11 protein-coding genes are annotated in these 12380 nt (G+C 68.0%); 9 read left to right on the top strand and 2 right to left on the bottom strand.

Annotated features, from left to right (window positions below; all coding sequences use genetic code 11):
- Positions 1–6 precede the first annotated feature (6 nt).
- Both OCU_RS25300 and OCU_RS25295 read left to right on the top strand, forming a co-directional pair.
- Positions 7–927, top strand: a complete 921-nt coding sequence (locus OCU_RS25300; RefSeq protein ID WP_014378770.1) for an alpha/beta fold hydrolase — start codon at positions 7–9, stop codon at positions 925–927.
- Positions 928–933: 6 nt separating this feature from the next.
- Positions 934–1539, top strand: a complete 606-nt coding sequence (locus OCU_RS25295; protein ID WP_009954176.1) for a TetR/AcrR family transcriptional regulator — start codon at positions 934–936, stop codon at positions 1537–1539.
- On the opposite strand, the gene OCU_RS25290 is transcribed toward OCU_RS25295, so the two are convergent.
- Positions 1480–2493: an NAD-dependent epimerase/dehydratase family protein gene (locus OCU_RS25290; RefSeq protein ID WP_009954175.1), complete on the bottom strand. Its 1014-nt coding sequence runs from the start codon at positions 2491–2493 to the stop codon at positions 1480–1482. The two genes, OCU_RS25295 and OCU_RS25290, sit on opposite strands and share 60 nt — an antisense overlap.
- A gap of 50 nt (positions 2494–2543) precedes the next feature.
- Here OCU_RS25290 and OCU_RS25285 point away from each other — a divergent pair, with 50 nt between their 5' ends.
- The 7 genes from OCU_RS25285 (at position 2544) to OCU_RS25255 (ending at position 9313) form a co-directional block, all read left to right on the top strand.
- The gene (locus tag OCU_RS25285) at positions 2544–3734 is read left to right on the top strand and encodes an NADH:flavin oxidoreductase (RefSeq protein WP_036457855.1); all 1191 of its coding nucleotides are present in this window, start codon (positions 2544–2546) and stop codon (positions 3732–3734) included.
- A 19-nt stretch (positions 3735–3753) separates the two neighbouring features.
- Complete coding sequence (locus OCU_RS25280; protein ID WP_014378767.1) at positions 3754–4539, top strand: LLM class F420-dependent oxidoreductase; 786 nt, start codon at positions 3754–3756, stop codon at positions 4537–4539.
- A gap of 120 nt (positions 4540–4659) precedes the next feature.
- A complete protein-coding gene (locus tag OCU_RS25275; protein ID WP_008262639.1) occupies positions 4660–5400 on the top strand; it encodes a GntR family transcriptional regulator in 741 nt (246 codons plus the stop codon).
- Positions 5401–5450: 50 nt separating this feature from the next.
- Positions 5451–7268 (top strand): ABC transporter substrate-binding protein/permease, encoded by a 1818-nt coding sequence (locus OCU_RS25270; RefSeq protein WP_009954170.1) that lies wholly within the window; start codon positions 5451–5453, stop codon positions 7266–7268.
- The gene (locus OCU_RS25265; protein ID WP_014381572.1) at positions 7265–8014 is read left to right on the top strand and encodes an amino acid ABC transporter ATP-binding protein; all 750 of its coding nucleotides are present in this window, start codon (positions 7265–7267) and stop codon (positions 8012–8014) included. The genes OCU_RS25270 and OCU_RS25265 overlap by 4 nt, the downstream gene beginning before the upstream one ends.
- Positions 8015–8080: 66 nt before the next feature.
- Complete coding sequence (locus OCU_RS25260) at positions 8081–8584, top strand: MarR family winged helix-turn-helix transcriptional regulator (protein ID WP_009954167.1); 504 nt, start codon at positions 8081–8083, stop codon at positions 8582–8584.
- 57 nt (positions 8585–8641) lie between these two features.
- Positions 8642–9313 carry an SDR family oxidoreductase gene (locus OCU_RS25255; protein WP_009954166.1) on the top strand — a complete coding sequence of 224 codons (672 nt, stop codon included), beginning with the start codon at positions 8642–8644 and terminating at the stop codon, positions 9311–9313.
- 5 nt (positions 9314–9318) lie between these two features.
- On the opposite strand, the gene leuS is transcribed toward OCU_RS25255, so the two are convergent.
- The gene (leuS, locus tag OCU_RS25250) at positions 9319–12228 is read right to left on the bottom strand and encodes a leucine--tRNA ligase (protein WP_009954165.1); all 2910 of its coding nucleotides are present in this window, start codon (positions 12226–12228) and stop codon (positions 9319–9321) included.
- Positions 12229–12380 lie beyond the last annotated feature (152 nt).

Raw genomic sequence — 12380 nt, 5'->3', positions numbered from 1 at the left:
GGGTCAATGATCGTGACCGACGTATCTGAGGACGAGCTGGCGGAGCTACCTGAATTCGCGCTGTTGCATGAAAACGCCGAGCAGGCCGGGGTGTCCGGCCCGCTGCCCGACGTCGAGCGCGTCGAATCGGGCACCGGTGAGGGCAAGATCAGCGCGCTGCGCTGGGGCGGCGCTCCGCCGCGCATCGTGTTCATCCACGGCGGCGGACAGAACGCGCACACCTGGGACACGGTCATCGTCGGCCTCGGTGAGCCCGCGCTGGCGGTCGACCTTCCCGGCCACGGCCACTCCGCCTGGCGCGAGGACGGCGACTATTCGCCGCGGCTCAACGCCGACACCTTACTGCCGCTCCTGCGCCAGCACGCACCGTCGGCCGACCTCGTCGTGGGCATGTCGCTCGGCGGGCTGACCGCGATCCGGCTGGGCGCGGTGGCACCCGAGCTGGTCAAGGAACTCGTGCTGATCGACGTCACCCCCTCGGCGCTGCAACGCCATTCCGAGATGACCAAGGAGCAGCAGGGCACGGTCGCGCTGATGCACGGCGAACGGGAGTTCCCCAGCTTCCAGGCCATGCTGGACCTGACGATCGCCGCCGCGCCGCACCGCGAGGTGAAGGCGCTGCGCCGCGGGGTGTTCCACAACTCCCGCAAGCTCGACAACGGCAGCTGGACGTGGCGCTACGACGCCATCCGCACCTTCCCCGACTTCTCCGGCCTGTGGGACGACGTCGACGCGTTGTCCGCACCCGTGACGCTCGTGCGCGGTGGCAGTTCGGGCTTCGTCAGCGACGATGACGCGGCCGAACTCGCCCGTCGCGCAAGGCATTTCCGCGGCGCCCACGTGGTCGAGAACTCGGGGCACTCCGTGCAGAGCGACCAACCTCTCGCGCTGATCGACCTGCTGCGCGGGGTGCTCGACGCACCCTGAGCCGTCATGACCGACCACGACCGCAGCGCCAGGGCCTCCGGGCGGCCGCGTGACACCTCGATCGACGAGCGCGTGCTGTCGGTGACCCGTGACCTGTTGGTCGAGGTCGGGTGGGACGGGTTGAGCATGCGCCTCGTCGCGGTGCGGACCGGCGTCGGGCGATCCAGTCTGAACCGTCGCTGGTCGTCTAAGGCGGAACTGGTGCTGCACGCGATCCTCGGTGAAACCCCTGATCTGGCACCGTTTTCCGGTACCGATCTGACCGGCTGGATCGACTGGGTGGTGCGCGGAAGTCACGAGCTGTTCGCCAGGCCCGACGTGCGGGCCGCGGTTCCGGGTCTGCTGTTGGCCCTCGGCGAAAACGACGACTTACGCCGGGATCTGTGGGCAAGGTTCAGCGGGCCGGCCGTGCAGCTTTTCGCCGACGACGTGCAGGCGACGACGTCCGCCAAGCGCCGCCGAGCCGACGTCGACGCCCGGGCAACCCTGGCGATGGCGGCGGGGGCCGCGCTGTTCGTCACGACGGTCGCCGTCGAGGACGACTCCGAGACCCTACGAAACCGGATCGCGCAGCTGTTGATCACGGCCGTCGCCGCGTCGCACCCGCAATGATTCGACGATCGCGGCTTTCGGGGATCGCCACGCGATTCCGAGGTCGCCCACGGTCTTGCTGTCGTCGGTGGGGGTGGCGGCGGTCAGCAGCAGCGCGGCTTCGTAACTGAGGCCGTCGCCGAGCGCGATGTATCGGCCGGCGACGTCGGCCAGGCGGCCGATGCCGCGCAACGCGCCCGGCGATAGCCGCACGCGCCGCACCCGCCGGCCCAGCCCCTCTTCGAGCGCGTCGATCATCTCGTCGAAGGTGAGCAGCTGCCCCCCGCACACGTAGCGGCGCGGGCCGCGGCCGGCCCGCATGATCCGCGCATGCACGTCGGCGACGTCTCGCACGTCGACCATCTGCATGCCGCCGCGCACCTTCGGTGCCACCGCCCACCGCACGATCGGCGCCCACCCTTGTTCGGTGACGCCGGGGGCGGTGCCGAAGGCCGGTCCCACGACGCTCGAGGGGTATGTCACCACGACGGGCGCGCCGGTCTCCTGCAACCGCCGGGCGACCCGGTCGGCGTAACCCTTGGTCTTCGCGTACGCGCTGCGGCCGCACGCCGTGGGCGAGTCGGGCGAAATGACGCCGTCGGGCGGCGGGAACAGCGCGCTGTAGCTGCTGACCAACACCACCGGGTCGAGCGCGAGGGCGACCGCGCGGGTCAGGATCGCCTCCGTCGCATAGGCATTGACGTCCCACATCAACTGCGCGCGGCGTTCGTCGGTGCCCACGACGCCGGCGGCGTGCAATAGGGCGTCGGCTCCGGCGAGAAGTTCCTCGACGGTCGCGGCGGACCTCACGTCACCGGTCAATACCGTCACGGGACCGAGCGCTCGTAGCCGGTCGAGGACGGCGGTGGGGTCGGTGGGGGCGGCCAACAGCTTCACCTCGTGACCGGCCTGGATCAATGCGCGCACCGTATGCGCGCCGAGATATCCGGTTCCGCCCGTCACGGCTACGAGCATGCGTGGTTCTCCGATCTGTGATCAGCCCGTCGTGCTATATTTCGGTGCCAATGGTATCGAAACTGGCATTCAGCCCGCTGCGGCTGGGTCCCCTCACCCTGAAGAACCGCTTCATCAAGGCGGCGACGTTCGAGGGCGTGATGGCGCGCGGCACGGTCAGCGACGCGCTGATCGACTTCCACACCGAGGTCGCGCGCGGCGGGGCCGCGATGACGACCGTGGCCTACTGCGCGATCTCCCCGGGCGGCCGCGTTCACCGCGACACCGTCGTGCTGGACCGCGACCGCGTGCCCCAGCTGCGCCGACTGACCGAGGCCGTGCATGCCGCGGGTGCGCTCGTGTGCGCCCAAATCGGCCACGCCGGGCTGGTCGCCAACACGCTGTCGAACCGGACGCCGACCCTGGCGCCGTCCACCCGGGTGAGCGCGCCGGCCATGGGACTGGTTCGCGCGGCCACCGCCGAACAACTCGACGCGGTCGTCGACGGCTTCGGGACAGCGGCCCAAAACGCGGTCGACGCCGGATTCGACGCCCTCGAAATCCACATGGGCCATGGCTATTTGCTCAGTTCGTTCTTCAGCCCGAATCTGAACAGGCGCACCGACCGCTTCGGCGGCGACACCGTGCGCCGCGCCGAACTGGCCCGTCGCGTCGCCGAACGGGTCCGGGCCACCGTCGGCGACTCCGTTGCCGTCACCGCCAAGTTCAACATGGACGACGGGGTGCGGGGTGGCTTCTGGCTCGACGACAGCATCCCCACGGCGCGGCTGCTGGAGTCCGACGGGCACCTCGACGCGTTGCAGTTGACCGGCGGCAGCTCGCTACTCAACCCGATGTACTACTTCCGCGGCGATGTCCCCATGGACGAATTCATCGCCTCCCAACCCCGGCCGGTCGGCGTGGGTCTGCGCGTGATGGGCCGGCGGCTGTTCCGGGCCTATCCGTTCGAAGAGGCGTTCTTCTCAGCACTCGCGCGCCAGTTCCGCGCGGCGATGTCGATGCCCTTGATCCTTCTCGGCGGCATCAACCGGCTCGACACGGTCGAAGGCGCCCTGGCCGAGGGGTTCGAGTTCGTCGCCATGGCCCGCGCGCTGCTACGAGATCCCTTCCTGGTCAACCGTTTTCGAGAGGATTCCGCCACCGAAGGGTTGTGCATCCACTGCATGAAATGCATGCCCACCGTCTACAGCGGAACGCATTGCGTGGTGCGCGAACGGATCGAGGCGGCGCCGGTGGCCTGACGGGGCTTACGGTGGAGCCATGACTTCTGAGCTTCCTGTTCGTATCGGTGTGCAGCTACAACCCCAACACGCTCCGCAGTACGGTCAGATCCGCGACGCCGTGCGCCGGTGCGAGGACATCGGCGTGGACATCGCCTTCAACTGGGACCATTTCTTCCCGCTCTACGGCGATCCGGACGGCGCGCATTTCGAATGCTGGACCATGCTCGGGGCCTGGGCCGAGCAGACGTCGCGCATTCAGATCGGTGCGCTGGTGACGTGTAACTCCTACCGCAACCCGGAACTGCTCGCCGATATGGCCCGCACCGTCGACCACATCTCCGACGGGCGACTGATCCTGGGCATCGGTTCGGGGTGGAAGCAAAAGGACTACGACGAGTACGGCTACGAATTCGGCACCGCCGGCAGTCGCCTCGACGACCTGGCGACCGCGCTCCCCCGGATCAAAAGCCGGCTGGCCAAGCTGAACCCGGCGCCCACCCGGGAGATCCCGATCCTGATCGGCGGCGGGGGCGAACGTAAGACGCTGCGACTGGTCGCCGAACACGCGCACATCTGGCACAGCTTCACCGCCGCCGACGAGTTCCCGGCCAAGTCGGAGGTCCTGGCGCGCCACTGCGCCGACGTCGGTCGCGATCCGGCCGGCATCGAACGCTCGGCGGCCGTGAAAAACGGCGGCGAACTGCTGGCCAACGCCGAAACGCTGGTCGGCCTCGGCGTCACACTGCTGACCGTGGGATGCGACGGCCCGGGTTACGACCTGAGCGACGCCGAAGCGTTATGCAAGTGGCGCAATAACCGCTGAATGGGCGGCCGCCGGCTTTGCTCCGGGTTCATTCGCCAAACACGTGAACGCGCGCGTCAATTCGTGAGAAACTCTCAGCGCCAGATGGCCGAACCGGCGCGAAAGAGATTCGACAAAAAGATGCCGAAGAAATACGGGGTCAAAGAAAAGGACCTGGTTGTTTCGCACATCCTCCACCTGTTGTTGACCGGCAAGCTGCGCAGCGGGGACCGCGTCGACCGCAACGAAATTGCGCTGGGCTTGGGAGTCAGCCGGGTCCCCATTCAGGAGGCACTGGTCCAACTCGAGCACGACGGCATTGTGTCCACCCGGTACCACCGCGGCGCCTTTGTCGAGCGTTTCGATGAAGCCACCGTCCTCGAGCACCACGAACTGGACGGGCTCCTCAACGGGATCGCGTCCGCACGCGCGGCGACCAACCCCACCCCGCGGATCCTGGGGCAGCTCGACACCCTCATGCGCTCGCTGCGCGCCGCCAAGGATGCGCGCGCGTTCAGCGATATCGCCGCCGAATATCGGCGCACCGTCAACGACGAGTACGCCGGGCCGCGGCTGCACGCGACGATCCGCGCCTCGCAAAACCTCATCCCCCGCCTGTTCTGGACGACCTATCAGGGCGGACGCGAGGAAATACTGCCGTTCTACGAGGACGAGAACTCCGCGATACACCGCCGCGATCCCGACGCCGCGCGGGCGGCCTGCGTCGACCGCTCCTACCTGATGGCCCAGACCATGCTTGCCGAGCTGGTTCGGCGCAGGGTCTTCACGCCGTCCGACGACATCGGACGCGTGGCTGCCGGCCCCCTTCAAGTGATTACCGGCGGCGAGGCGATCTCGGCCGAAGCGTCGTTGGCGCTGTAGAACCGGCGCTGTCCGGGCCGTGCCGCCGCCGGGTCGATACGGTGGCAGTGATGAGTTTGCCCGTGCGCCGGCGCGCCACGCGCCTTGCCAAGCTGTTCGCACTGGCCTCGACATTGCTGGTGGTGTGGGGGTCGACGTCGATCACGCTGGCCAGTCCCGCGGCGGCCGACCGGAACCAATGCGCGCCCGCCGGCCCGAAGAGCGCGGCCGTGTTGCCGGAGGAACTGGCCCATAGCGGCGCCATGGGCCGGCCCGACGAGCACACCACGCCCGGCGTCGAGCCGTTGAGTTCGGTGAACGTCGACACCCTGGGTTTGGGCACGCCGGGGGTGTTGACCGTCGGCACCCTCTCGGGCGCTCCGCCCCACATCTGCATCACCCCCACCGGCCAGTACAGCGGGTTCGACAACCAGCTGCTGCGGGCGATCGCCCGCAAGCTCGGTCTTCAAGTCCGCTTCGTCGGCACGGATTTCGCCGGGCTGCTCGCACAGGTGGCGACGCACCGCTTCGACGTCGGGTCCTCGTCGATCAAGGCCACCGCGGAGCGCCGCCGGACCGTCGCCTTCACCAACGGCTACGACTTCGGCTACTACTCGCTGGTGGTACCCCCCGGCTCCGCCATAAAAGACTTCAGCAATCTGACCGCCCGGCAGCGCATCGGCGTCGTGCAGGGCACCGTCGAAGAGTCCTACGTCGTCGACACTCTGCATTTGCAGCCGGTGAAGTACCCCGACTTCGCCACCGTGTATGCCAGCCTCAAGACGCGCCAGATCGACGCGTGGGTGGCGCCGGCCGGGGAGGCGGCCAGCACGATCCAGCGGGGCGATCCGGCGGTGATCGTGGCACACGCCTTCAGCAACGAGGGCTTCGTGGCGTACGCGGTGGCCAAGGACAACAAGCCTTTGGTGGACGCACTGAATTCCGGGCTCGACGCCGTGATTGCCGACGGCACCTGGTCAAACCTGTACTCGCAGTGGGTTCCCCGCACTCTGCCGCCGGGCTGGAAGCCCGGATCGCTGGCCGCGCCCCCGCCGGTCCTGCCGGATTTCGCCGCCATCGCGGCGAGTCAACACCACAAGAACGTGGGCCCGGCCGCGCCCAAGTCGACGCTTGCGCAGTTGCGTGACTCGTTCTTCGACTGGGAGATGTACCGGCAGGCCATTCCCGCTCTGTTCAGCACGGGGCTGCCCAACACGTTGATCCTGACCAGCAGCGCCAGCGCGATCGGGCTGACGCTGGGCATGCTGCTGGCCATCGCCGGGATATCACAGTCGCGCTGGCTGCGCTGGCCGGCGCGCGTGTACACCGACGTTTTCCGGGGGCTCCCGGAAGTGGTGATCATCCTGATCATCGGGCTCGGTGTCGGGCCGATAGTGGGCGGGTTGACCAACAACAACCCGTATCCGATCGGCGTTGCCGCGTTGGGGATGATGGCCGCCGCCTACATCGGCGAAATCCTGCGCTCGGGGATCCAAAGCGTCGATCCCGGCCAGTTGGAAGCGTCCCGCGCGCTGGGGTTCAGCTATCCGGTGGCGATGCGGTTGGTGGTGGTGCCCCAGGGGGTGCGACGAGTGCTGCCGGCGCTGGTCAATCAATTCATCGCGTTGCTGAAAGCCTCTGCGCTGGTGTACTTCCTGGGCCTGGTCGCCGACCAGCGGGAGCTGTTCCAGGTGGGCCGCGACCTCAACGCGCAGACCGGCAACCTGTCGCCGCTCGTCGCCGCCGGCGCCTTCTACCTGATATTGACTGTGCCGTTAACGCATTTGGTGAATTACATCGACGCTCGGCTGCGCCGTGGTCGCGCCGCGGTCGACCCCGAGGACCGGCCCGACATGCTCACCTCGACGTTCGGCCAGGAGATCACGTGAGTTCGGGCGTCGTGGCCCGTTCGTCAGTCTCTTTGACGTGCAACGGCATTCACAAAACCCTGGACGGTACCGCGGTGCTTCGCGGCGTCGATATCGACGTCCCCGCCGGCAGCACGGTGGCGGTCATCGGGCCGTCCGGCTCGGGCAAGTCGACGCTGCTGCGCACGCTGAACCGCTTGCACGAGCCGGACAGCGGCGACATCCTGCTCGACGGCAGGTCGGTGTTGAAAGACGATCCCGACCAGCTACGCCAGCGCATCGGCATGGTGTTCCAGCATTTCAATCTCTTCCCGCACCGCACCGTACTGGACAACGTGGCCCTGGCACCGCGCAAGTTGCGGCGTCTGCCCGTCGACCGGGCGCGCGACTTGGCGCTGACGCAGCTGGACCGAGTTGGCCTGAAACACAAGGCCGGTTCCCGCCCCGGCATGCTGTCGGGCGGCCAACAACAGCGGGTGGCGATTGCCCGCGCCCTGGCGATGTCGCCGCAGGTGATGTTTTTCGACGAGGCGACCTCGGCGCTGGATCCCGAAATGGTCAAGGGAATTTTAGAACTCATTGCCGAGCTCGGTGCCGACGGCATGACAATGGTTGTCGTAACCCACGAAATGGGCTTCGCCCGGTCGGCATCCGACGCGGTGGTTTTCATGGATCACGGCAAGGTCGTGGAATCGGGCCCGCCCGAGCAGATATTCGAAGCCGCCGAGACCGAACGGCTGCAGCGGTTTTTGTCCCAAGTGCTTTGATCCCCACTGCCCTAATGGGCAATAGCTACCTTGTAAGCACCTGATAACGGGTTAGACTCCCGATTTATGGCAGACAGCGAATCGAACCCGGCCGACGTTGCCGAGCTCGCCGAAGGTTTGCACCGTGCGCTGTCCAAATTGTTTGCCATGCTCCGGCGTGGGGACCCCAGCGGGGCCGCCGCCGGGGAACTGACCCTGGCGCAGCTGTCGATCCTGGTCACCTTGCTCGATCAGGGGCCCATCCGGATGACCGATCTGGCGGCGCACGAACGGGTGCGGACTCCCACCACGACCGTGGCGATCCGCCGGCTCGAGAAGGTGGGGTTGGTCAAGCGTTCCCGCGACCCGTCCGATCTGCGGGCGGTCCTGGTCGACATCACCCCGCGCGGGCGAGCCGTCCACGGGGAGTCGCTGGCCAACCGCCGCGCGGCCCTGGCCGCCATGCTCAGCCAGCTCCCCACCGACGACCTCGACACCCTGATGAAGGCGCTGGCGCCGCTGGAGCGGTTGGCGTCCGGCGACCCCACGTCCGGCCCGGCCGGCGTGCCGCCCGCCCGCCAGGAAGCCTGAAAGCTGCTGGCGTTCAACGCTTTTCGCTTGCCGTTGGGGTCTGGGTAGACTTTCCACATGCCCACTGCACTCATCACCGGCGCCGGACGCGGGATCGGTACGGCGATCGCGACGGCGCTGGCACCGACGCACACCCTGCTGCTGGCCGGCCGCCCATCCGATCGGCTCGACGCAGTCGCGGAGCGACTCGATGCCACCACCTTTCCACTGGACCTGACCGACGGGGGCGACATCGAGGCCGCCTGCGAAATCGTGGACGAACTCGACGTGCTCGTGCACAACGCGGGACTGTCGATCCCCGGGAACGTCGCCGATTCCCACGTCGACGAGTGGCGTGCCACCTTCGCCGTCAACGTCTTTGGGCCGGTGGAACTCACGCTGGCGCTGTTGCCCGCGCTGCGACGCGCCCGTGGCCAGGTCATCTTCATCAACTCCGGAGCGGGCCGCAACGTCTCGCCCGGCATGGCCTCCTATTCGGCCAGCAAGTTCGCCGTCCGCGCCTTCGCGGACTCCCTGCGCAACGACGAGCCGGACTTGCGCGTCACCACGGTCTATCCGGGCCGCACCGACACCGACATGCAACGCGAACTCATCGAATTCGAAGGCGGAAGCTACGATCCCGCCAAGTTCTTGAAGCCGGAAACCGTTGCGGCCGCGGTCGCCAACGTGGTGGCCACCCCACCCGACGGGCACGTCCACGAGGTGATGCTTCGGCCGGCCGGTCGGTAGCGGCGTTACACGACGAGGTTGACCAGCCGGCCGGGGACCACGATCACCTTGCGCGGGTTCGCACCCGCCAGGAACGCCTGAACCTTCTCGTCGGCCAGCGCGGCGGCCTTCAACGTGTCCTGGTCGGCGTCGGCGGCCACCGTCACGCGTCCGCGCACCTTGCCGTTCACCTGCACCGGGTATTCCACCGTGTCGTCGACGAGGTACGCGGGGTCGGCCACCGGGAACGGCCCGTGCGCCAGCGAGGTGGTGTGGCCGAGCCGTAGCCACAATTCCTCGGCCAGGTGCGGAGCCAGGGGCGCCAGCATCAACACCAGCGGCTCGACCGCCGCGCGGGGCACCTCCTCACGGTGCTCCTTGGTGAGGTGGTTGGTGTATTCGATCAGCTTGGCCGCGGCGGTGTTATTGCGCAGTGCGGCATAGTCTTCCGCGACTCCGGCGATTGTGCGGTGCAGCATCCGCAGGGTGCCGGTGGCGAGCTCCTGCGCGGGCCCGTCGAGGACCCGCGTCTCACCGGTCTGTTCGTCGACCACCAGCCGCCACACGCGCTGCAGGAATCGGTGGGCCCCGACGACGTCCTTGGTCGCCCAGGGCCGGGAGGCCTCCAGCGGTCCCATCGACATCTCGTAGACCCGCAGCGTGTCGGCGCCGTAGTCGTCGCAGATCTCGTCGGGCGAGATCGAATTCTTGAGGCTCTTACCGATTTTGCCGAACTCCTGGAAGACTTCGACCTCTCCCCCGGGTCCCGGGTAGACGAAACGGCCGTCCCGCTCGACCACCTCTTCGGCGGGCACGTACGACCCTCGGGCGTCCGTGTAGGCGAAGGCCTGGATGTAGCCCTGGTTGACCAGCCGGCGGTAGGGCTCCCGCGAGCTGACGTGTCCCAGGTCGTAGAGAACCTTGTGCCAGAACCGCGCATAGAGCAGGTGCAGCACGGCGTGTTCGGCGCCGCCGACGTACAGGTCGACGCCGCCGGGATCCTGCGGGCCGTGCTCGGCCGGCCGCGGGCCCATCCAGTAGGCCTCATTCTCCTTGGCGCAGAACCGTTCCGAGTTGTGCGGGTCGGTGTAGCGCAGTTCGTACCAGGAGCTGCCGGCCCACTGCGGCATCACGTTGGTGTCGCGGGTGTAGGGCTTGAGGCCGTCGCCGAGATCCAGCTCGACGTGCACCCATTCCGTGGCCTTGGCCAGCGGCGGCGAGGGCTCGCTGTCGGCGTCGTCGGGGTCGAACAGCACGGGCGAGTAGTCCGGCACGTCGGGCAGCTCGACCGGCAGCGCGGCTTCGTCGAGTGCGTGCGCGCGTCCGTCGGCGTCGTAGACGATCGGGAACGGTTCACCCCAGTACCGCTGGCGGGCGAAAAGCCAGTCGCGCAACTTGAATTCGATGCGGGCCTGGCCCCGGCCTTCGGACTCCAGGCGGGCGGTGATCTTTTCCTTGGCGGCAGCCACGTCCAGGCCGTCGAGGTAGCCGGAGTTGACCAGCACCCCGTCACCGGCGTAGGCCGCTTCCGAAATATCCCCGCCGGCAATGACTTCCACGATGGGCAGGCCGAACTCGTGGGCGAAGTCCCAGTCCCGCTGGTCGTGGCCGGGGACGGCCATGATGGCCCCGGTCCCGTACCCGGCCAGCACGTAGTCGGCGATGAAGATCGGCACGGGCTTGCCGTTGGTGGGGTTGGTGGCGTAGCTGCCCAAAAAGACGCCGGTCTTCGCCTTGCTCTCCTGGCGCTCGAGGTCCGACTTCGAGGCGATGGCCTTGCGGTAGGCGTCGACGGCTTCGCCGGGCGTCGCGGCGCGATACGTCCAACGCGGGTCGGTGCCGTCGGGCCAGGCGGCGGCGACCAGCTCGTCGACCAGGTCGTGCTCGGGGGCCAGCACCAAGTAGGTGGCGCCGAACAGCGTGTCGGGCCGGGTGGTGAACACCTCGATGTCGACCGCCTCGCCGTCGGCCTTGGTCGCCGCGAACAGCGCCTTGGCGCCGGTGGACCGGCCGATCCAGTTGCGCTGCATGGCCTTGACCGGCTCCGGCCAGTCCAGCAGTTCGAGGTCGTCGAGCAGCCGGTCGGAATAGGCGGTGATCCGCATCATCCACTGCCGCAACCGCTTCCGGAATACCGGGAAGTTGCCGCGGTCGCTGCGGCCGTCGGCGGTCACCTCCTCGTTGGCCAGCACGGTGCCCAACCCGGGGCACCAGTTCACCATCGAGTCGGCCCGGTAGACCAGCCGGTGGCTATCGATCACGTCGGCCCGCTCCCCCGCCGACAGGGCGGCCCAGTCCCGCCCGTCCTCGAGCCGGCGCGCCCCGGAATCGAATTCGGCGACCAGCTCGGCGATGGGACGCGCCTTGTTGGCGGCGGTGTCGAACCAGGCGTTGTAGATCTGCAGGAAGATCCACTGCGTCCACTTGTAGAACTCGACGTCGGTGGTCGAGAAGCTGCGTCGGCTGTCGTGGCCCAGCCCAAGGCGGCCCAGCTGGCGCCGGAAATTGACGACGTTGGCCTCGGTGCGGGTGCGCGGGTGGGTGCCGGTCTGCACGGCGTACTGCTCGGCGGGCAGCCCGAATGCGTCAAACCCCAACGCGTGCAGCACGTTACGGCCCGTCATGCGGAAATAGCGGGCGTACACGTCCGTCGCGATGTAGCCCAGCGGGTGGCCGACGTGCAGCCCCTCCCCCGACGGGTAGGGGAACATGTCCTGCACGAACAACTTGTCGTCGGGGACCGAAGACCCGTCTGGCGGCGCCAGCGATCCGACCGGGTTGGGCACATTGAACGTCCCCAGCTTCGCCCAGTTGTCCTGCCACGCGCCCTCGATCCGGCCCGCCAGCGCCGCGGTGTAACGATGCGGCGGCGCGTCGGAGTCCGGCTGGGCGGCGCCAGGGCCGCTGCCTGTCGAAGTGGTCGGGGATTCGGTCACTTGAACAGGGTATAAGGGCCGACACGGCCGTTCGCCGGCCACAGGTTGGTCTCGGTTCCGTTGCGCGCCGATCAGGGGTTCATCCCAGGTGTATTTCGGGCCTGTTCACCGCCTTTGACCTCTAGTTACAGTCGGCCACTATCGACGGCTTC

It is taken from the genome of Mycobacterium intracellulare ATCC 13950, assembly GCF_000277125.1.
Lineage (GTDB): Bacteria > Actinomycetota > Actinomycetes > Mycobacteriales > Mycobacteriaceae > Mycobacterium > Mycobacterium intracellulare.
The sequence above is the reverse complement of the archived record's forward strand: the minus strand, read 5'-3'. Positions and strand labels throughout refer to the sequence as shown.